The sequence below is a fragment of the Streptomyces sp. NPDC050738 genome, from assembly GCF_040654175.1.
In the GTDB taxonomy this organism is placed as follows: Bacteria; Actinomycetota; Actinomycetes; order Streptomycetales; family Streptomycetaceae; genus Streptomyces.
The window spans coordinates 112,502-133,540 of the sequence record NZ_JBFAHN010000021.1 but is presented as its reverse complement, the minus strand read 5'-3'; the positions used below and the strand labels follow the sequence as shown (position 1 = coordinate 133,540).

Annotated in this window: 17 protein-coding genes and 1 pseudogene; 14 read left to right on the top strand and 4 right to left on the bottom strand. The window is 69.7% G+C overall.

Features of this window, described 5'->3' with window-relative positions:
* Window positions 1–273: 273 nt before the first annotated feature.
* The 5 genes and pseudogenes from AB0H78_RS35415 (at window position 274) to AB0H78_RS35395 (ending at window position 5,280) form a co-directional block, all read left to right on the top strand.
* Window positions 274–945, top strand: a complete 672-nt coding sequence (locus AB0H78_RS35415; protein WP_363238920.1) for an ABC transporter permease subunit — start codon at window positions 274–276, stop codon at window positions 943–945.
* Window positions 945–1,682 (top strand): ABC transporter ATP-binding protein, encoded by a 738-nt coding sequence (locus tag AB0H78_RS35410; RefSeq protein ID WP_363238919.1) that lies wholly within the window; start codon window positions 945–947, stop codon window positions 1,680–1,682. Before AB0H78_RS35415 ends, AB0H78_RS35410 begins: the two co-directional genes overlap by 1 nt.
* Window positions 1,683–1,972: 290 nt before the next feature.
* A pseudogene (locus tag AB0H78_RS35405) lies at window positions 1,973–3,272 on the top strand (alkaline phosphatase family protein).
* A 104-nt stretch (window positions 3,273–3,376) separates the two neighbouring features.
* Window positions 3,377–4,387, top strand: coding sequence for an SPFH domain-containing protein (locus AB0H78_RS35400; RefSeq protein WP_363238918.1), 1,011 nt, complete (start codon window positions 3,377–3,379; stop codon window positions 4,385–4,387).
* On the top strand, window positions 4,384–5,280 hold the full coding sequence (locus AB0H78_RS35395; protein WP_363238917.1) for a hypothetical protein: 897 nt from the start codon (window positions 4,384–4,386) through the stop codon (window positions 5,278–5,280). The genes AB0H78_RS35400 and AB0H78_RS35395 overlap by 4 nt, the downstream gene beginning before the upstream one ends.
* On the opposite strand, the gene AB0H78_RS35390 is transcribed toward AB0H78_RS35395, so the two are convergent.
* Complete coding sequence (locus AB0H78_RS35390; RefSeq protein ID WP_363238916.1) at window positions 5,267–5,539, bottom strand: hypothetical protein; 273 nt, start codon at window positions 5,537–5,539, stop codon at window positions 5,267–5,269. The two genes, AB0H78_RS35395 and AB0H78_RS35390, sit on opposite strands and share 14 nt — an antisense overlap.
* The gene (locus AB0H78_RS35385) at window positions 5,536–6,354 is read right to left on the bottom strand and encodes a phytanoyl-CoA dioxygenase family protein (RefSeq protein ID WP_363238915.1); all 819 of its coding nucleotides are present in this window, start codon (window positions 6,352–6,354) and stop codon (window positions 5,536–5,538) included. Before AB0H78_RS35385 ends, AB0H78_RS35390 begins: the two co-directional genes overlap by 4 nt.
* A 193-nt stretch (window positions 6,355–6,547) precedes the next feature.
* Here AB0H78_RS35385 and AB0H78_RS35380 point away from each other — a divergent pair, with 193 nt between their 5' ends.
* The gene (locus AB0H78_RS35380; RefSeq protein WP_363238914.1) at window positions 6,548–8,551 is read left to right on the top strand and encodes a GxGYxYP domain-containing protein; all 2,004 of its coding nucleotides are present in this window, start codon (window positions 6,548–6,550) and stop codon (window positions 8,549–8,551) included.
* A gap of 10 nt (window positions 8,552–8,561) precedes the next feature.
* Here AB0H78_RS35380 and AB0H78_RS35375 read toward each other — a convergent pair whose 3' ends face one another.
* Entirely contained in the window at window positions 8,562–9,704 is a 1,143-nt protein-coding gene (locus AB0H78_RS35375; protein ID WP_363238913.1) for a mandelate racemase/muconate lactonizing enzyme family protein, read from the bottom strand.
* Window positions 9,705–9,903: 199 nt separating this feature from the next.
* Between AB0H78_RS35375 and AB0H78_RS35370 the strand changes: the two genes are divergently transcribed.
* The 7 genes from AB0H78_RS35370 to AB0H78_RS35340 all read left to right on the top strand — a co-directional run bounded on the left by AB0H78_RS35370 (window position 9,904) and on the right by AB0H78_RS35340 (window position 19,586).
* Entirely contained in the window at window positions 9,904–10,890 is a 987-nt protein-coding gene (locus AB0H78_RS35370) for a LacI family DNA-binding transcriptional regulator (protein WP_363238912.1), read from the top strand.
* Between the two features lie 61 nt (window positions 10,891–10,951).
* The gene (locus AB0H78_RS35365) at window positions 10,952–12,331 is read left to right on the top strand and encodes an extracellular solute-binding protein (protein ID WP_363238911.1); all 1,380 of its coding nucleotides are present in this window, start codon (window positions 10,952–10,954) and stop codon (window positions 12,329–12,331) included.
* 6 nt (window positions 12,332–12,337) lie between these two features.
* A complete protein-coding gene (locus AB0H78_RS35360) occupies window positions 12,338–13,285 on the top strand; it encodes a sugar ABC transporter permease (RefSeq protein WP_363238910.1) in 948 nt (315 codons plus the stop codon).
* Window positions 13,282–14,160, top strand: a complete 879-nt coding sequence (locus tag AB0H78_RS35355) for a carbohydrate ABC transporter permease (protein ID WP_363238909.1) — start codon at window positions 13,282–13,284, stop codon at window positions 14,158–14,160. Before AB0H78_RS35360 ends, AB0H78_RS35355 begins: the two co-directional genes overlap by 4 nt.
* Window positions 14,161–14,217: 57 nt before the next feature.
* The gene (locus tag AB0H78_RS35350) at window positions 14,218–16,509 is read left to right on the top strand and encodes a hypothetical protein (protein WP_363238908.1); all 2,292 of its coding nucleotides are present in this window, start codon (window positions 14,218–14,220) and stop codon (window positions 16,507–16,509) included.
* 3 nt (window positions 16,510–16,512) lie between these two features.
* Window positions 16,513–18,735 carry an FAD-dependent oxidoreductase gene (locus tag AB0H78_RS35345; RefSeq protein ID WP_363238906.1) on the top strand — a complete coding sequence of 741 codons (2,223 nt, stop codon included), beginning with the start codon at window positions 16,513–16,515 and terminating at the stop codon, window positions 18,733–18,735.
* Window positions 18,736–18,740: 5 nt separating this feature from the next.
* Window positions 18,741–19,586: an NAD(P)-dependent oxidoreductase gene (locus AB0H78_RS35340; RefSeq protein WP_363238905.1), complete on the top strand. Its 846-nt coding sequence runs from the start codon at window positions 18,741–18,743 to the stop codon at window positions 19,584–19,586.
* A gap of 12 nt (window positions 19,587–19,598) precedes the next feature.
* Here AB0H78_RS35340 and AB0H78_RS35335 read toward each other — a convergent pair whose 3' ends face one another.
* Window positions 19,599–20,063 carry a MarR family transcriptional regulator gene (locus AB0H78_RS35335; RefSeq protein WP_363238904.1) on the bottom strand — a complete coding sequence of 155 codons (465 nt, stop codon included), beginning with the start codon at window positions 20,061–20,063 and terminating at the stop codon, window positions 19,599–19,601.
* Window positions 20,064–20,197: 134 nt separating this feature from the next.
* Here AB0H78_RS35335 and AB0H78_RS35330 point away from each other — a divergent pair, with 134 nt between their 5' ends.
* Entirely contained in the window at window positions 20,198–21,022 is an 825-nt protein-coding gene (locus AB0H78_RS35330; protein WP_363238903.1) for an aldo/keto reductase, read from the top strand.
* The last annotated feature ends 17 nt before the right edge of the window (window positions 21,023–21,039 follow it).

Below are 21,039 nucleotides of genomic sequence, written 5' to 3'. Positions count from 1 at the left end.
ACCCCGTTTTTTTTGGTTTTTGCGCGGTTTTCCCCGCGGTGCACCCCCCCCCCCCCGGGCCGCGGCCCCCCCCCCCCCCCCCCGGGCCCCCCCCCCGCCGCGGGACCTCCCGCCAACGGTCCCGGGAACACCTCACTGGTCGATGTCACGGCCCTCAACACACCACGCCGTGCCCGTGTTCCGCTCCCCCGGCCGGTACGCCGGCTGGCGGGGCCGCTCCTGCTGGTCCTCATCTGGCAGCTGCTCGGTACGTTCGGCCTCGTCGGCGAGCGCGTGCTCGCCACGCCCGGCGCGGTCTTCTCCGCGGGCTGGGAGCTCACCAGGACCGGCGAGCTGACGGACCATCTGCTGGCCTCGCTCACCCGGGTCGCCTCCGGTCTGGCGCTGGGCGTCACCGCGGGGCTCGTCATCGCGGTGGTGGCCGGACTGTTCCGCCTCGGCGACGAACTCCTCGACTCGACGATGCAGGTGCTGCGCGCCCTGCCCGTCCTGGGGCTGCTGCCTCTGGTGATCATCTGGTTCGGGGTCGGCGAGACCCCGAAGATCGCCCTGGTCGCCTTCGGCACGGCCTTCCCGGTGTACGTGAACACCTATGCGGCGATCCGCGGCGTCGACCACAAGCTCGTCGAGTCGGGCCGCACGGTGGGGCTCGGCCGGCTCGGTCTCGTACGCCATGTGATCCTGCCCGGCGCGGTGCCCGGCTTCCTCGTCGGGCTGCGCTTCGCCCTCACCGGCGCCTGGCTCATCATGATCATCGCCGAGCAGCTCAATGCCACCAACGGCATCGGCTACCTGATGAACCAGGCGCAGAGCTGGTACCGGACCGACATCATCGTGCTCGGTCTGCTGATCTACGGTCTGCTCGGGCTCGGGGCGGACGGACTCGTACGGCTGCTGGAGCGGCGGCTGCTCGCGTGGCGCCGCGGATTCGACGGGGGTGCCTGATGACGACGGCGACAGCAACAGCGGCAGAGACAGCCACGGCCGAACTGGCGGTGTCCGCACGGAAGGTGACCCGCACCTTCTCCGGCCGCACCGTCCTGTCCGGCATCGAACTCGACATCCACCGCGGCGAGTTCGTCGCCCTGCTCGGACGCAGCGGCTCCGGCAAATCGACGCTGCTGCGCGCGATGGCGGGACTCGACCCGGAGACCGGCGGGCAGCTGCTCGTACCGAGGCGCAGGGCCGTCGTCTTCCAGGACCACCGGCTGCAGCCGTGGAAGCGGGTCCTGGAGAACGTCATCCTCGGGCTGCCCCGGCAGGGAGCCCGCGAACGCGGCCGGCAGGCCCTCGCGGAAGTCGGCCTCACGGACCACGAACGCGCCTGGCCCGGGACGCTCTCGGGCGGCGAGGCGCAGCGTGCGGCCCTGGCACGGGCGCTCGTACGGGAACCCGAACTGCTGCTCCTCGACGAGCCGTTCGGCGCCCTGGACGCCCTGACCCGGCTGCGGATGCACGCACTGCTCCGCGAACTGTGTGCGGTGCACCGCCCTGCCGTCCTGCTGGTCACGCATGACGTCGACGAGGCCATTCTCCTCGCCGACCGGGTGCTGGTCCTCACGGACGGAAGGCTCGGCGCACCCAGGACGGTGGACCTCCCCGAGGGGCGACGGCGTACGGACCCGGACTTCGCACGGCTGCGCGGGGATCTGCTGGCCGAACTGGGGGTGGCCGACGACTGAAGCGCGCGCCAACTCGATGAACCCGGCACGTACTTGACCGGACCCTTGCCACCCATTGGCTCCGTGTTCATCGACTCCCTCTTTCACCCCCATGCCGCTTCCCTGAAGAGTTTCGACGGGTCCACGACAAGGACCCGTACACCGCTCTGGAAGGGAAGTTCATGGCTGATTTGACACGACGCAGACTCCTCGGATCCGCGGCCGGTGCGGTCGGGGGCGCCGCAGCGCTCAGCCTCCTGCCGCCGAGCGTGCAGAAGGCCGTCGCCGCCGGACCGCCCCGCCACGGTTCGATGCGCGACATCGAGCACGTCGTCATGCTGATGCAGGAGAACCGGTCCTTCGACCACTACTTCGGCACGCTCTCGGGCGTACGCGGCTTCCGCGACCCCGACGCCCCTGCGGCTCGACAACGGCCGGTCGGTGTTCTACCAGCCGGACGCGGTCAACCCCGACGGCTACCTTCTGCCGTTTCACCTGGACACCCACAGCTCCAGCGCCCAGGCGATACCCTCCACCAGCCACGCCTGGTCCGTGCAGCACCAGGCGTGGAACAACGGCAAGATGGACCAGTGGCTGCCTGCCCACCGCAAGGCGGACGGGGTCAACGGCCCCTATGTGATGGGGTATTACACCCGCAAGGACATACCCTTCCAGTTCGCCCTCGCGGAGACGTTCACCGTCTGCGACAACTACTTCTGTTCCGTCTTCGGCCCGACCTGGCCGAACCGGCTGTACTGGATGACGGGCACCATCGACCCGGGCGGCACCCAGGGCGGCCCGATCCTGAACAACACCGCGCCCAAGCCCTACCGCTGGACGACGTACGCCGAGCGACTGCAGGCCGCGGGGGTCAGCTGGAAGGTCTACCAGCAGGACGACGACTACGGCTGCAACCTCCTGGAGCAGTTCCAGACCTTCAAGGACGCCAAGCCGGGCGACGAGCTCTACGAGCGCGGCGTGCGCCCGCAGCCCGAGGGCACCTTCGAGGACGACGCCCGCAACGACCGCCTGCCGGCCGTCTCCTGGATCATGCCGACGAGCTACCAGTCCGAGCACCCGGACTACCTCCCGGCGGCCGGCGCGGACTTCGTGGCCCAGAAGATCGAGGCGATCGCTTCCAATCCCAAGGTCTGGGCGAAGACGGCCTTCATCCTCAACTACGACGAGAACGACGGCCTGTTCGACCACGTTCCGCCGCCCACCCCGAAGGCGGGCACGACGGACGAGTTCGTCCAGGGGCTGCCCATCGGGGGCGGATTCCGGGTCCCCGCGATCATCATCTCGCCCTGGACCGTGGGCGGATGGGTGGCGGGAGAGGCGTTCGACCACACATCGGCGCTGCAGTTCCTGGAGCGCTTCACCGGGGTCGAGGAGCCCAACATCACGGAGTGGCGCCGCCGCACCTTCGGTGACCTGACGTCCGCGTTCCGCTTCTCCCACAGCCGGCCGCGCCCGCCGCGCCTGCCGAACGACACGGCGGAGCAGCTGGCCAAGGCCAAGGAAGAGGTGGCCACGCTCCCGAAGCCGACCCTGCCAGGCGCCGACCAGACGTTCCCGAAGCAGGAGAGGGGGCACCGGCCGCGCACGTAACGGCGCCATGTCCGGCTGAACCCCACCCCCTCCCTTTTCGTCATCTTGACGAGATCGACTCATCTCGATATCGTCTTACTGACGAAAAGAGAGGGGACTCCCCCATGGCAGACATCACCCGGCGTCTCGGCTGGCGCCACCTGCGCTCCGCACCCACCTCGCACATCCGCCACCATCGGAAGGGACACCTCGCCCACGACGGAGCCGGGCTGAGCTTCTGGTTCCGGCCGCTGACCGCGGCGCTCTCCGAAGTGCCGGTCAACGACCGCGAGTTGGCGATGGTCTTCCACGCCAGGACCTCCGACTTCCAGGACGTCACCCTGCAGGCCACGGTGACCTACCGGATCAGCGAGCCGGCCACCGCCGCCGCCCGTCTCGATTTCTCCGTCGACCCCGACACGGGCGCCTGGCGCGGCGCACCCCTGGAGCAGCTCGCCACACTCCTCACCGAGACCGCTCAGCAGCACGCACTCGACATCCTGGCCCGGACTCCCCTGTCCGCAGCGCTGGTCGACGGGGTGTCGTCCGTACGGGAGCGGATCACCGCCGGGCTCACGGACGAACCCAGACTCCCCGCCACCGGCATCGAGGTGGTCGCCGTCCGGGTGGTCGCGGTGCGCCCCGAGGCGGAGGTCGAGCGCGCACTCCGTACGCCGGCGCGGGAGCAGATCCAGCAGGAGGCGGACCGGGCGACGTACGAACGGCGGGCCGTGGCGGTGCAGCGCGAGCGCGCCATCGCCGAGAACGAGCTCGCCAGCAAGATCGAACTGGCCCGGCAGGAAGAGCAGTTGGTCGACCAGCACGGCATCAACGCACGCCGCAAGGCGGAGGAGAACGCGGCCGCCGACGCGGTGCGGGCAGCGGCCGAGGCAGCACGGACCGTACGACTGGCAGGCGCCGAGGCGCAGGCCGCCCGCGAAGTGGGCGAGGCGCGCGCCCAGGCTCAGGCCGCCTGGCTGCGGGTGCACGCCGACGCGGACACCGCCACGCTCCACGCACTCGCCGCGGGGCGTCTCGCCGAGAACCTCCCGCGCATCGACAGCCTCACCCTCTCCCCCGACGTCCTGACCGGCCTGCTCGCCAAGCTGGGCCGTCCCGCAGCCGACGCGTCATGAGCCTGGCCCCGCGCGCGGTGCTGGTCCACCGCACCACGGAGTACGCGGAATTGCTCGCGCGGCACGGCACGCACGGCCAGGCCGCGTTCTTCCTCGGCGGCCGCGGCCGGTCGATCGGGGAGGTCGTCGAGCGGCACGAACGGACGCGGCGGGCGCTGGTCGATGTGGCGGCGGCCGTTCCGCTGCAATGGCGGCAGACCACCGTGGAGCGCGCCGACCTCGACCGGTTCCTCTTCGGCCCTGAGGACGTGGTGGTCGTCGTCGGGCAGGACGGGCTCGTCGCCAACGTGGCCAAATACCTCTCAGGCCAGCCCGTCGTGGGCATCGACACGGACCCGGGGCGCAACCCGGGGGTACTGGTGCGGCACAGGCCCGCCGACACCTCGAAGCTCCTCGCCCATGCCGCGTCTCCGGGGGCCGCCGCCGACGAACTCACCATGGTGGAGGCCGTCGCCGACGACACCCAGCGGCTGCTGGCCCTGAACGAGATCTACCTCGGCCCGCCAGGACACCAGACCGCCCGCTACCGCCTGGGCCCCGACGACGACACCGCCCCGGCCGAACCCCAGGCCTCGTCGGGCGTCCTGGTCGGCACCGGCACCGGCGCCACGGGCTGGCTGCGCTCTCTGTGGCAGCAGCGTTCGAGCACCCTTGCGCTGCCGGGTCCCACCTCGCCCCAACTGGCCTGGTTCGTACGGGAGGCATGGCCCTCCCCCGTCACCGGGACCTCGTACGTGGAGGGGCTGCTCACGCGGACGCAGAAGTTGCGCCTGACCGTCGAGTCCGACAGCCTGATCGCCTTCGGCGACGGTATCGAGAGCGACGCGCTGCGGCTCACCTGGGGCCAGAGCGTCCGCGTGGGCATCTGCGCCGACTCCCTCAGACTGCTGTGAGCTTCTCGAAGAAGAACTCGTGCTTGAGGAAGGACGTGTCGTACTCGTGACCAGGCTGCGGCGGCATCAGCTGCGATGCCTGGAACAGCCGCCAGCCGTCCTCCAGGGCGGCCACCCCTGTCGGGTACGGCGGCTCGTCGCTGTCGCCGGTGGTCGGGCGGGTCCTGCCGGTGCCGTCGTAGCGCGCCCAGCCCACCACCTCGGCGTCCAGGGCCGAAGTGGCCAGATACAGCACCAGAACCTGCTGTCGCGTGCTCATGCGTTGCTCCCGATGGCCGGGCGGTTGGTCACCCGGGTCGTCCAGTGGTCGAGGTCGAAGGAAGGGTCGCCGGTGAGCGCGCGCCACAGAGCGACGCGGTTATAGATCTCGAGGCGGCCTGTCGCCGGCTCGTACCACGGGAACTGGGTGCGCAGTTCGTCCGCGACGGCCGGATCGGTGAGATCGCTCGTATCCCAGAGACGCACCTGCGGCACCGTCGGATTGAAGCGGATCTTGAACATATAGCGGGGTACGGAGGCGTCGTTGCGGCGGCCGCCGTGCCAGATCCCGTGGTGCAGAAGCACCACGGTGCCGGCCGGGCAGGTGAGCCGGGCCTGGCCGCGCAGGTTCTGGTAGCGGCCGGTGTCGCTCTCGTTGGTCCGGCGCAGATGGCTGCCCGGCACGATCAGGGTGCCGCCCATGTCGGCGGTCACCTCGTGCGGGTAGTACATGAGCTGGATGTCGAAGGCATCGGGCCGTACGTCGATGATCGCGTCCCCGTGCAACGGCTGGGCGTTGCCGCCCTGGGGCTCGCGGATGTGCACGGCGTGGTGGTCGACGGTCGGACCGGGGCCGACCAGGCTGGTCAATGCCCCCGCGACCGCGGGCAGTCCGAGCAGTTCATGGGCGAAGGACCCCTCGGGGAACGCCTTGTCGACCGGTGTGCCGTGGGGCACCGCCGGGATTCCCGCGTCGAGGACTTCGATGGCCCGGTCGTTCATCTCCTGCGGCACGACCGCGTCCATGCGCAGATAGCCGTGCGCGACGAATCGCGCCAACTGGACCGAGGACAGCGGCTCGGTGCTGATTGTCATGGCTCGACCCTAGAAATCAACGGGCCTTCTGTCGTGGGCTGCAATCATCGACCGCTGGTCGATTTTCACCCTGCCCCCTGTCCTCTGTGGCCGGCCCGGTGCACGCACCATGGACAACATCGCCTCGACATCGCTACGTTCACTGGCTGTTGACAACGATGTCAAGCTTTCTTCCGAGGAGCAGTGATCGTTGATGGTGTCCCGACGAAGCTTCCTGATGGCTCCTGCCACGACCCTGGCCGCCGCCGGCCTGGGTATTGCCCTTCCCGCCACGGCCGCAACGGCCGCACCCCGACCCGCCGCCCGGCTGCTGCCGTCCTTCGGCCGCCCCACCCGGCTCGATGTCGCCGACGTCAGCACGCTGGGCGGCGACGACCAACTGCTCCTGACGACCTTGCAGGGGGTCGTCAACCGCACGCGGCCGCGCCTGTACTTTACATACGACGCATCCGGCCTCGATCAGCGCTGGCTGGAGTCCACGGGCGTCCCCGCCGTCCACCACGACCACGCCGTCGACCTCCTGGACCGCTACCGCGGCGAGATCCGCGGCGCCGTACTGCACGACCCCGCCGTGCCGGACTCGGTGAACGTGGCCACCACCCTGGCCGGTCTGGAGAACGCGGTGGCCGCCACCGCCGAGCAGGCCCAGGCGTACGGCCTGAGAACCGTCGCCGACCTGCGCGGGCAGTTCGACGACGATCCCGGGTCCGTCTACCGATGGCAGCTCGACAAGCTCTTCCCCCGCTGCTCGCACACCTTCCTGACCGGGCTGCCGCCCACCAGGACCGTGAAGGTCGACGGGGTGAAGTGGCGCGAGGTCGCGCGCGAGAGCGTGCGGGTCCGCGACACCTCGAACCGCGCGGTCCGCACTTTCGACCTCAGCCCCGAACTCACCGGCGGGGACGGCGCGTTCCTCCGCTTCCAGGACTCCTTCGGGGACGACGGCTGGGGCGCGTCGGTGCATCAGGTCACGGTGAAGGCCGACGGCCAGGTGATCGCCTCGTTCACCGCGGGTACGGCCGACGAAGCCCCGTACCTCTTCGACGGCCTCAACTCCGCACTCGGCGGGGACGCCAACCGCTTCAGCGACGGCGGCGGCTACTTCATCTACCGGTTCGCGCCACCGGCCGGCACCCGGCAGCTGATCGCCGAGGTCGACGTATGGAACCAGTACCTGGTCACCGCCACCACCACCGCGCCCACGCGCGTCGAACCCTTTCCGTACTTCCGGGACTACGCGGTCGCCGGTCGCTCCATGGTCGTCTGGCTCCCCCCGGCGGGTGCGACCGGGGAGCTGCTCGACGAGGTCTTCGACAAGGTCCCGCCCACGACTCCGTACTGCGGCTGGTTCTCCAACGACGTGGCGGGCGAATGGGGCGGCGTCGACCGCGCCTCGCAGCACGGCATCGAGGTGGTGGCCGCCGACTTCTACATGAACGGCACCGTGCACGCCGGGGTCCCGGCGAAGATCTCCTCCACGGTCCGCCCCCGGCCGAAGGCGACCCCCGGCAACCGCGTGTTCCTCACCCTCACCGTCGGCGAGGGCGACAACGCGCAGTACTGCCAGCGCCGCATGCGCGACCTCTGGGACAACCCGGCGCGCGGCCGCGTCCCCGTCAACTGGACGGTCAGCCCTCTCCTCGCCGACCTCGGACCCGCCCTCCTCGCGTACTACCAGCAGACGGCGAGCGACAACGACCTGCTGATCGCAGGGCCCTCCGGCGCGGGATACACCTACCCCGGCTCCTGGCCCGCCGAAGCCCTCGACTCGTACACCGAGCTCTCGGGCCGTTATCTGCGCCGTACGGGCATGGACCTCGTCTACGCCTACAACCAGCGCAGGACGGACGGCGAGGGGTGGGTGCCGTTCGACGAGCGGGTGGTCGGCTCGTACCGCCGCAACACCCCGTTGCGCGGCATCGTCCAGTCCTGGGAGACGGGCGACCTTCAGACAGCACCGGCCGGGCTGCCGGTGATCGGCAACTTCTCCCCCCAGGGCGGCGCCGCCGAGTACCACGCGGCCCTGCTGAAGCACATCGAGGGCTGGGACAGCGCAGGACCGCTGTTCATCGCCGGGGCGGTCAACGCCTGGAACTGGACGCCGGACAACATCGCCGAGCTGGGTGAACTGCTCGGCGATCCCTTCGAGCTCGTACGGGGTGACACCTTCTTCGAGCTCCTCGGCCGGGCCTCCTGACGCCGTACTCCTACCAGTTGGTGAAGGCACCGTCCGCCGTACGAAGGTGGGGCCGTTCGGCGGCGGTGGCCTGGTACTTGCGCGCCTCCTCGCGGTCGATGACGACGCCGATGCCCGGCAGGTCGCTGTACTCGACCCGCCCGGGCACGACTGTGGGCCGCTGCGTGAAGAGAGCGGCGATGGCCGGCTCGGGGTCGGTCTGGTGCTCCTGGATCGCCACATTCGGGCAGGCGAGGTTGAGCTGCAGGGACGAGGCCGCGGTGACCGGGCCCAGCGGGTTGTGGGTGGCGAGCTTGATGTGGTGCGCCTCCGCCATCGCCGCGATCTTCTTCGCCTCGGTGAGCCCGGCCGCGACACCGATGTCAACGCGTACGTAGTCGATGAGCTCACCCTCGATGAGGGGCCTGAACTCCCATTTGGATCCGTACTGTTCGCCTGCGGCCAGCGGTACGCCGGTGCGCGCCCGCAGCATCCGGTAGCTCTCCGGGTTCTCGCAGCGCAGCGGGTCCTCGACGAAGTACGGGCGCGCCGCCTCGATCTCGCGGCAGAGCGTCAGCGCCTCCGGCGGGTCGAGCCGGGTGTGCACGTCGAGGATCAGCTCCACCTCGTCCCCGACGGTCTCCCGCACCTGGTGGAAGAGCGCGACGGAATCGCGCAGGCAGCGCCGGGCGTCCAGCACGTCGTCCGCGTCGTGCGGTGCGGCGAAGCGCAGATGGCGCCAGCCCCCGGCGACAAGGCTCTGGCATCGCGCGAGGAAGGCCTCGCGGTCGTGGTAGCCGTCGCCGACATGCACATAGGCGGGGACGTGGTCGCGCACCCGGCCGCCGAGCAGTTCGTGCACGGGCACGTCGAGTGCCTTGCCGCGGATGTCCCAGAGGGCGACGTCGACCGCGGCGATGGCGGCACCGAGTATGCGGTCGGCAGGGAAGAAGCCGCGCCGGAACATCACCTGCCAGAGGTGTTCTATGCGCCGCGGGTCCTCTCCGACGATGAGCTCCGCGAGGTGTTCGATCCCGCCCGCAACTGCCTTCTGGCGGGACCTGATACCGACCTCCCCCAGTCCGTGGATGCCCTCGTCCGTGTCCACGACGACCAGCATCATGCTGTCTCCGTGATCGGGGAGGGTCAGCACTTCCAGGCCGGTGATCTTCATGCCACTCCTCTATGAAAACGTTCCCGCAATTTCAGAGTTGTTGCCGAGAAGGAATCATCGGCAGTGGTGCAGGGGCCGCGCAAGTCCCTTGTACCCAAAGGATTTTCCTTGTGGAAACACTCTTGACACGTCCGGGAACGTTCGCAAGGATCCACCGCATCCAGCCGGAAGCATGCAGCAGATGACGAGGAGGCGGTCCGTGGCAGTCACGATCCGGGAGGTGGCGAGCGCAGCGGGCTGCTCGGTCTCGACGGTGTCCCGCGCCTTCACCGCCCCCGACCAGGTGCAGCCGAGGACCAGGCAGCGCATTCTGGACGCCGCGGCCAAGCTCGGTTACGCCCCCAACCCGGCGGCCCGCAGCCTGCGCGGCGGCTCCACCGGCACCCTGGGGATGATCATCCCGGACATCGCCAACCCGTTCTTCCCGCCGATCGTCAAGGCGATCCAGGCGCGGGCCAGGCGCCAGGGCTACACGGTCCTGGTCGCCGACAGCGACGAGCACGAGACGGACGAACTGGCCACCATCGCGGCCGTGTCCAAGCGGGTCGACGGCCTGATCCTGTGGGCCTCCACCCTCAGCGAGGACCGGCTGCTCGAACTCGCCGCCCAGATGCCCCTGGTGATCGTCAACCGGCACGTGCCCGGCATCCCGGAAGTACGCATCTCACTGACCGCCGGCATCACCCAGGCCGTCGAGCACCTGCGGGCGTACGGACACCGGCGCTGCGTGTTCATCAACGCCTCCCGCGACGAGCTCAGCCGCGGCAAGTCCATCCACGAGTCGTTCGAGGCCCTCGACCTGTCCATCGTCGAACTCGGCCCCTACGAGCCGCGGTTCGAGACCGGCGTGCACGCGGCCACCCTCGTCGCCGCGCACGGGGCGACGGCCGTCATCGCCCACAACGACCTGGTCGCCCTCGGCGTACTGCACCAGCTCTCCGCGCTCGGCGTGAGCGTCCCGGGCGACGTCAGCGTCATCGGCATCGACGACACGCTGCTCGCCTCCGTCTCCACGCCCAGCCTCACCACCATCAGGATCGACCCGGAGGAGATCGCCGCCAAGGCGGGTGACCTCCTCCTCGAGACGATCGCCGGCAGGCCGGGCGGTGACGGCGGGAGTCCGGTCGTCGAGATCGGCTCCCGTCTCGTCCCGCGCGCCTCCACGGGGCCCGCGCCCACCCACTGACCCCTCGCACGACGCCACGGCACCACCTCCCTAGGTACCCCCTGCTCTTCTTGGAGTCGACATGTCACCAATATCCCGTCGTGCGGCCGTAATCGGCTGCATGGCCGTCACCCTCGCCCTCTCGGGGTGTGCCGCCGTCACCCCCAGCAAGTCTGGTTCCAACGGCGATGTCGTACTCCGCGTCCAGGGCATGCCGCCGGCCACCGACAAGCCGGGCCTGGCCCTGTTCAAGAAGCAGGTCACCGACTTCGAGAAGGCCAACCCGGGCATCAAGGTCCAGGGTTCGACCACCGTCTTCGATCCGCTGACCTTCTCCGCCAAGCTCGCGGGCGGCAGTGTCGAGGACGTCATCAAGGTCCCGCTGACCGAACCGCAGCGGCTCATCCAGCAGAAGCAGGTGCAGCCCATCACCGGCCAGCTCAAGGCCTGGGACCACTTCAAGGAGTTCAACCCGCAGGTGCTCAAGCCCCTGAGCGACTCCACGGGCGACGTCTACGGCGTACCGCAGAACCCGTACGCCCAGGGCCTGGTCTACAACCGCGCCCTCTTCAAGAAGGCAGGCCTCGACCCCGACAAGCCGCCCGCCACCTGGGACGAGGTCCGCACGGCCGCGAAGCGGATCAGCGAGAGGACCGGAAAGGCAGGATTCGTCCAGGAGTCCAAGGAGAACCAGGGCGGCTGGCAGCTGACGATGCTCAGCTACGCCTTCGGAGGTGACCTGGAGACGCAGCAGGGCGGCACGTACTCGGCCACCTTCACGGGCGAGGCGACCCAGAAGGCGCTCGGTCTGCTCAAGGACATGCGCTGGAAGGACAAGTCGCTGGGCAAGAACCTCCTCAACAACCAGACCGACGTCATCAAGAGCTTCGCGGCCGGCCAGGTCGGCATGTTCATGGGCAGCCCCGGCACCTACCGGCTCGCCAAGATGCAGTTCTCCATGGAGAACATGGACGACTTCGGCGCCGCCCCGCTGCCTCAGGCCGGCGGAAACGCCACGCTCACCGGCGGTGACATCTACATGGTCCCCAAGTCGGCCGACACCAAGCGCGCCGCGGCCGCCGTCAAGTGGCTGACCTTCGCCTACGCGCAGCCGCAGTACAGCACCGAAGCCGCGGCGGCGCAGGCCAAGGCGCTGTCCGCCGACCCCAAGTCCGCGGTGGGCGTGCCGACCCTGCCGGTCTTCGACACGGCACGGCAGACGGCGATCAACGCCGCGATCAAGCCGTACGTCAATGTGAACGCCGCCCATTTCAAGCCCTACACCGACGGGCTGTCCAAGCTGGAGCTCAAGCCCGAGCCCCCGTACCAGGCGCAGCAGCTCTACACGGCCCTCGACACCGTCGTCCAGGCGGTGCTGACCAAGCGCGACGCCGACATCCCCGCGCTGCTCGCCGCAGCCGAGAAGGACGTCAACGCCAAGCTCGCCTCGGCCCAGAAGTAGCCGGTCATGACCCTGCTCACCCACCCCCGGCGCGCCGCCGCCATCACCAAGGAACCCGAGCCGCAGGCCGCGGGCCGCCGGCGCGGCGGTGCCGTACGCAAAGAGCTGACGGGCTGGCTCTTCCTGGTGCCCACGCTCCTGGTCTTCGGGCTCTTCGCCTGGTGGCCGATCGTGCGCAGCCTGCTGATGAGCTTTCAGAAGACCAACCTCGTCGAACCCGCCACCTGGGTCGGCCTGGACAACTTCCGTGCCCTCTTCGACGACCCGCTGCTCTCCACCGCCGTCGGCAACACGCTCTTCTTCGTCGGTCTCGGCCTGCTCATCGGCTTCCCCGCCCCACTGCTCCTGGCCGCCGTGATGTCGACGGTCCGGCGCGGCGCCGGAATGTACCGCTTCCTGGTCTATCTGCCGGTCGTCATCCCGCCCGTGGTCGCGATCCTGCTGTGGAAGTGGTTCTACGATCCGGGCAGCGGCCTCTTCAACAGCGCCCTGGGCCACATCGGCCTCGGCCCGTACCCCTGGCTGGAGTCGTCGGACTCCGCGATGCTCTCGCTGGTCCTGGAGTCCACCTGGGCGGGCATGGGCGGCGCCGTACTGATCTACCTCGCGGCGATGGTCGGCATCCCCGGCGAGCTGTACGAGGCGGCCGAGGTCGACGGCGCCGGGATCTGGCGGCGGATCTGGCACATCATGCTGCCCCAACTGCGCCCGGTTATCGGCCTGTTGCTCCTGGTGCAGCTCATCGGGACCGTGCAGGTCTTCACCGAGCCGTATGTCTTCACCGGAGGCGGCCCGGAGAACTCCACCCTCACCGTGCTGCTGCTGATCTTCCGTTACGCCTTCCAGGACGGCCAGTACGGCCAGGCCGCCGCGCTGTCCTTCCTGATGGTGCTCGCCCTCGCCCTGCTCTCCGCGGTCTATCTGCGGGCCACCCGCAGCTGGAGCAAGTCATGACCTCTCTGACCACCTTCGTCTCCGTCAACGACCGCCAGCGGCCGGGTGTCCGGGCCGCCGTGCGCTCCGTCCAGGGGCTCACCCTGATCCTGCTGCTCGTCATCGGGATCGGGCCGCTGTACTGGATGTTCAAGGGCGCGATCACCCCGCCCACCGAGCTCAGCAACCACCCCCTGAACCTGTGGCCCGACCGTCCGCTGCTGGGTAACTTCAGAGCCGCGTACACCGATCTGAGCATCGGCCACTACCTGATGAACACCTTGCTGGTGGTCGGCGGTTCGTGGCTCGTCCAGCTCTTCATCTCCGCCACGGCGGGGTTCGCCCTGTCCGTGCTGCGGCCCAGGTTCGGGAAGGTGATCTACGGGGCGATCCTGGCCACGATGTTCGTGCCGTATTCGGTGAACATGGTCAGCCTCTTCATGACCGTCATCGACGTGCCGCTCCTCCACCTCAACCTCGGTGACACCTACTGGGCGATCTGGCTGCCGGCCGGCACCAACGCCTTCACGGTGCTGCTCGCCAAGCAGTTCTTCGACGCGCTGCCCAAGGAGCTCTTCGACGCGGCCAGGGTCGACGGCGCGAGCACCCGGCAGCTCCTGACGAAGATCGTGCTGCCGATGAGCCGGCCGGTGCTCGCCGTGATCAGTCTGCTGGCCGTCATGCACAGCTGGAAGGACTTCATCTGGCCGCTGGTCGCGATCACCGACCCGCAGAAGCAGCCCATCAGCGTCGCCCTCGCCCAACTCGCCACCCAGGCACCGCAGGACCAGCTGATCGCCGCGATGGTGCTCGCCGTCGCGCCGCCCGTCCTGGTGTTCGTCGTCTGCCAGAAGTACATCGTCGCCGGGCTCGGATTCACCGGCGTCAAGGGCTGAAGCCCTCCCCCTCGTTCGATCGCAGCTTCCTCTTCGGGACAAGAGAAAGGCACTGCCATGTCAGTCGTACGCCGCAGATTCCTCCAGGGCACCGCCGTCGCCACCGGCGCGGCCCTCCTCCCGGCGGGCATCGCGCACGCCGCGGAGCCCGTCACGCTCACCGCCGAGGGCATCACGCTCGTCGGACAGAGCGACGGCAGTGTGCTGGTGAAGGACGCCGCCGGCACCGGCCGCCTCCTGCTCACCCACTTCATGATCAAGGACAGTGTGCTGGGCCAGCAGCGCACCTACGGCGGCACGCCCGCGCAGATCACGCTGCCCGACGGACGCCCCGCCCTGAAGGTCACGTACACCCTGGGCAGCGGTGCACCGGGCATCACCGTCACCGGGACGTTCGACGTCTCCGCGCACCGTGCGCACCTGAAGTGGGAGGTCGCCGGCTCCAGCACGCTCACCCCGACCGGTTTCATGTTCGGCCGCACCGCGCAGGGCACCGGCGCGAGCGAGTCGTACGAGGCGCTGACCCTCTGGGAGAAGGACGCGCGCGGCGGCATTCCGTACGAGGTGAACGCGGGCGCCGCCTACGTCGAGTCCTGGCCGGACGCCACCGCCTTCCTCTGCCTGTCCGCCACCACCCCCTCCTACACCAGCGCCACTTGGGTCCACTCCCCCGGCACGGCGGCCGGCGCGACCGGCGCCGTCACCGAGGCCGACCTCGTGCTCGGCACCATGCGGGCGCGTGGCGCGGGCACGGTCGCGGCCGGGCGTCCGCTGGGTGTCGAGGTGTGGACCGACGAGGCGTTCAACCTCTACCGGACCGCCGGGCAGCCCATGACGCTCAAGGCACAAGTGGTCAACGGAGCGGGTACGGACCGGCCGGTGACGCTCAACTGGTGGGCGCGCGACTTCGCGGGCACGAAGATCGGCGGAGGATCGGTCACCCGTACGGTGGCCGCAGGCACGGCGTGGGACGCCGCCTTCACCCTCCCCGCTCCCTCGCAGGGCATCGTCTTCACCGAGGTGGAAGCGGTCGCCGGCAGCGACACGGCCCTGGCACGCACCAACCTCACCGTCCTGCCGGACTTCGCGTACAAGGCGGGCGAGGAGTCGATGTTCGGCCTCGCCAACTACCCCTGGCTGCTGAAGCCGAACGAGGACGCGGTGCTCGGGCTGCTGAAGACGCTGGGCGTCAAGCGGATCCGTATCGCCTACGCCGGAGCGCCCGGCATCGACACCGCGACCCTCGACGCGCACGGCATCGTGCACAACGTCGAGCTCAGCGGCATCCCCCTCGGCGGGACCGCGGAGCAGATCGCCGCCTGGGCCGACACCAACGTCGCCAAGGCGATCGACGCGCAGGCCCAGTACTTCGAGGTCGCCAACGAGGTCAACCAGCCCTGGATGTCGGGGCGGGGCGCCGACGTGTACGTCAGGGACGGGCTGCGCCAGGTCACCGACCGGCTGACCGCCGCGGGATCGAAGATGAAGGTCATGAACGCCGGCCTCGGCGGCATGGACCACATCTGGACCGCGAACTTCCACGCCGCGGGCGGCTGGGACCTCATCGACGCCTTCACCATCCACCCGGGCCGCGGCAACTTCACCGCCGACTACGCGCCTCCGGTGGAGGAGTGGACGCTGGGGTCGACCGGTTCGTACTGGAACTTCCTCGGAGCGCTGCGCAAGGCCAGGGAGCTCGTCGACACGTACGGCGGGAACAAGGAGCTCTGGCTCAGCGAGGCGTACGCCCCCACCAAGCCCAACTCCTGGTGGCACGACACCTACCGGCATGCGGCCGAGAACGTCCTGCTGTCGCTCGCGCTCGCCAAGTCCGAGGGAGTGCGCGGCGTCAACTGGTACCAGCTGCACGACTCCGTCATCAGCCACCCGCAGTCCGCCGACCCCACCAACGTCGAATACCACTGCGGCATGATGCTCCGCGACACCAGCGCCAAGCCCTCACTGCTCGCGTACGCGACGGCCGCCCGCGTCCTCGACCAGGCCACCTTCGTCCGCCCGCTCGTCTTCGCCGACCCGGACATCAAGGGGCTGCTCTTCACTACGCCGGACGGCCCGGTGTCGATCCTGTGGAGCCGCAAGGACGGCTACGTCCTCAACACCGACCACGGTGACGACGCCTGGTACGCATCGCCCGAGCCCTGGACCGACACCTGGGCCACGAAGACCACGGTCGTCGCCCACTCCGGCACGGTCGCGGGCACGGTGACCGTACTGAACTGCATCGGCCAGCAGAGCACGCTGAGCGCAGCCGGCGGCAAGGTCACGCTCACCCTCGACGGCGCGCCGCGCATCTACTACGGTCTCGCCGCCAACCCCGACTGGAAGTAAGCCATGAGGAACGAAACCGCACACCACGACATCACCGTCGTCGGCGGCGGCCTGGCCGGGGTCTGCGCCGCGATCGCGGCGGCCCGGCTGGGCCGGACGGTCGCGCTGATCAACAACAGGCCGGTGCTCGGCGGCAATTCGAGCAGCGAGGTACGGGTCTGGGTGTGCGGCGCGACCGGACACGGCAAGAACCACCACGCCCGCGAGGGCGGCATCATGGGCGAACTGCTGGTGGAGAACCAGTTCCGTAACCCGGACGGCAACCCGTACTTCTGGGATGCCGTGGTCCTCGACGCCGTGCGCGCCGAACCCCGCCTCACGCTCTATCTCAACACCGATGTGCGCGAGGTCGACGCCGAAGGGCCCGACGACGCGCGGCGCATCACCGCGGTGACCGGCTGGACGATGGGCTCCGAGCGCCGTGTCCGCTTCGAGAGCGAGGTGTTCCTCGACTGCACGGGCGACGGTCTGATCGGCCATCTCGCGGGCGCGCACCACCGCATCGGCCGTGAGGCGCACGCCGAGTACGGGGAGGCGTGGGCGCCCGAGGCCGCCGACGACATCACGCTGGGCTCCACGCTCCTCTTCTATACGAAGGACGCCGGGCGCCCGGTGAAGTACGTGCCTCCGAATTTCGCCAAGGACATCTCGAAGACCTCCATCCCGCAGCGCCGCATCATCAAGGCGGGCGACAACGGCTGCGCGTACTGGTGGATCGAGTTCGGCGGCGAGCTCGACACGGTCCACGACAACGAGAAGATCCGCGACGAGCTGTGGTCGGTGATCTACGGCATCTGGGACCACATCAAGAACTCCGGCGAGTTCGACGCCGAGACCATGACCCTGGAATGGGTGGGCTCGGTGCCCGGCAAGCGCGAGTACCGGCGCTTCCTCGGCGACTACGTCCTCCACCAGGGCGACATCCTCGGCCAGAGCGAGTTCGCCGACCGCGTCGCCTTTGGCGGATGGTCCATCGACCTGCATCCGCCGCAGGGCGTGTACGCCGCCGAGGACGGCGCCAAGCAACGCTACGCGGACGGGATCTACCACATCCCCTACCGGAGCCTGTACTCGGTCAACACCTCCAATCTCCTCTTCGCGGGCCGCAACATCTCCGCGAGCCACGTCGCGTTCGGCTCGACGCGGGTGATGGCCACCTGCGCGACGATCGGCCAGGCGGCGGGGACGGCCGCCGCTCTCTGTGCGGAGCAGGGGCTGACGCCGCGCGCCCTGGACGTCCCCGCGCTGCAGCGGACACTGCTGCGCGAGGACGCCTCGGTGATCGGTCTGGCCTGCGACGATCCCGCCGACCTGGCCGCGCAGGCGACCGTCACCGCCTCCTCCGTCCTCTCCTGCATCGCGGTCGAAACACCCGGGGAGCGGTGGCCGCTGACCGCCGACGCGGGCATCGTGCTGCCCGTCGACCCGCAGCTCACCGGCGTCGAACTCCTCCTGGACGCCGAGCACGACACCGACATCGTCATCGAGCTGCACGACCCCGGCCCCGGCCAGAACTACGTCCCGCGCCACCTCGTCGACACGGTCACCGTGCCCGTGTCCGCCGGTACGCGGCAGTGGGTCAAGACGGGTCCGGAGTGGTCGCCGGACACCCCTCGCAACGCCTTCCTCCTCGTACGTGCAAACCCGGCCGTCACCCTGCACCTCGCCGACCGCCCGACCCCCGGCGTCCTGTGCTTCACCCGCATCCCCCTGCGCCCGCAGGACGAGGCGCCGCAGCCGCTGCGCGAGTGGACCGACGCAGGCCTGCTGCGCCGCACCTTCTGCCTGCGTACGGGAGAGACGTCGGCGTTCGCCCCGGCGAAGGCCGTCGACGGATTCCTGCGCCCGTACGCGGGCCCGCACCACTGGGTCTCCGAGCCGACGGACGCGGCCGCCTGGCTCCAACTGGCCTGGCCCCAGTCCGTATCCGTCAGCAGGATCGAGGTCATCGCGGACGACGACGTCAACGAAGACCTGATCAATCTGCATCACCACAGGACCCCGTTCGACACGCTTCCCACACTGCTGCGCGACTACCGCATCGAGGCGCGCGACACGGAAGGCGCCTGGCACACCGTTTCCCGCACGACGGACAACCGTCGCCGCCGCCGGTCCCACACCCTCGCGGAAGAGGTGGCGACGGACGCGCTCCGTATCGTCGTCGAGGCAACCAATGGATCCGCGTCGGCGCACCTCGTCGCCGTCCGCGCCTACGCACGGGAGTAGCCGGCATGGTCAGCAGAGTCATGGTCACCGGGGCGGCCGGACGGATCGGGCGCGCCGTGCTCGCTCTGCTGGCCGAGCACGGCATCGAGGCGAACGCCCTGGTCCTGGCCGACCCGGGCGACCTCGCCGCGCGCCTGGTGATCGAGGGGGACGCGGCCGAGGAGAAGTCCGTACGGGCCGCGCTCGACGGAGCCGACGCGGTGATCCACCTGGCCGCGATCCCCACCCCCGAGCGCAACACCCCGGCAGAGGTCTTCACCACCAACACCCGGGCCACGTTCACGGTCCTGGAGGAAGCGGGTCAGGCCGGTGTCAGGCATGTCGCGCTGGCCAGTTCCTGGGGCGTAACGGGCCTGCCCTGGACGTCGGTCGAGGACCCGCACCCTGCGTACGTACCCGTGGACGAGGCCATGCCGTCACAGGTGGAGGATGCGTACGGCCTCTCCAAGCAGGCCGACGAGCTGACCGCGCGGATGATGGCGCGGCGCCACGGCATGAGCGTGGTCTGTCTGCGGTACCCGTTCGTCGGCGGCTTCGACGAACGGCTGCGGACGTACGCGGCCCGACTCACCGCCGAACCAGCCCTGGGCGCACGGGACTTGTGGACGTACCTGGAGGTCCAGGACGCGGCCCGAGCCGCCCTGCTCGCGCTCGATGTCACCCTCCCCGGCGCGCACACCGTGCACCTCTGCGCCCCCGAGATCATCGTCCCGTACGAGACCGAGGACCTCCTGCGCCGCTTCCACCCCACCACCCGGCTCCTGCGCCCGCTCCCCGGACGCACCGCGCCGGTGGACCTCACGACCGCGCGGCGACTGCTCGGCTTCACGGCGCGGAACCTGCTCGACTGAGATCCGCCGCCTTCAGGTCCCGGCCGGAGCCTTCATGTCGTTGAGGACGCGCACGAGCGGGGCCAGGTCGGGCTCCGCCGACGCGGCGTCGAGCGCTTCGCGCAGCGCCGCGCTGTTGGTGGGACGGGCCGCCTGCAGAAGAGCCAGGCCGGTATCGGAGACGTTGGTGTAGATCCCGCGCCGGTCGGTGGGACAGAGATACCGGGAGAGCAGGCCGCGGTCCTCGAGGCGGGTGACGAGGCGGGTCGTGGCGCTCTGGCTGAGGACGACGGCGTCCGCGACCTGCTTCATCTGGAGATGGTCGCCCTCCCCGTCGTGCTGGCGGCTGAGGACATCCAGCAGGGAGTACTCGCGCGCGCTCAGTCCGTGCCCGGCCTGCAGCGCGCGCTCGATCCGGCTCTCGATCCTGCCGTGCAGCAACGAGAGCGCGCACCAGCCCTGGGCCAGCGCGGTGAGCGCGGGGTCTGTGGCGGTCATGTGCGAGGGGTCCTTCCTTGAACGTCACCGGTGAGGCGTACGCCACTATACCGCGTTTGCAATTAACCCGCGCGTGCAATTATTGTTGTCGCTCGTAAGGCGCTGTCGCACAAACCCCATGGAAGGCCATCGCCATGAGCACCATCCCCACCGTCACCCTCAACAACGGCGTCACCATGCCGCAGCTCGGCTTCGGCGTCTTCCAGGTTCCCGACGAGGAGACCACCGCCGCCGTCAGCAGCGCCCTGGAAGCGGGATACCGCAGCATCGACACCGCCGCGATCTACGGCAACGAGCGGGGCGTCGGCCAGGCGCTCGCCCAGTCCGGCATCGCCCGCGACGAGCTGTTCATCACCACCAAGCTGTGGAACGCGGACCAGGGTTACGACGCCACCCTCGCCGCCTTCGACGCCTCGCTGGAGAAGCTGGGCCTCGATTACGTCGACCTGTACCTGATCCACTGGCCGACCCCGGCCCGCGACCTGTACCTCGACACCTGGCGCGCCCTGGAGAAGCTCCTCGCCGACGGCCGCACCCGTGCGATCGGCGTCTCCAATTTCCAGCCCGCGCACCTGGAGCGGCTGATCGAGAGCTCCTCGGTCGTCCCGGCCGTCAACCAGATCGAGCTCCACCCGGGCCTCCAGCAGCAGGAGCTGCGCGCGTTCCACGCGAAGCACGGCATCGTCACCGAGGCCTGGAGCCCGCTCGCCCAGGGCGCCGTCCTGGGGGACGAGGCCGTCACCTCCCTCGCCGCCAAGCACGGCAGGAGCCCGGCCCAGGTCGTCCTGCGCTGGCACCTGCAGACCGGCAACGTGGTCATCCCCAAGTCGGTCACCGAGGCCCGTATCCGCGAGAACCTCGACGTTTTCGGCTTCGAGCTGAGCGCCGCGGACCTCGATGCCCTCACGGCACTCGACCGTGGCCTGCGCACCGGCCCGGACCCCGACACCCTCAACTGACCCCACCCCTCCCCCCA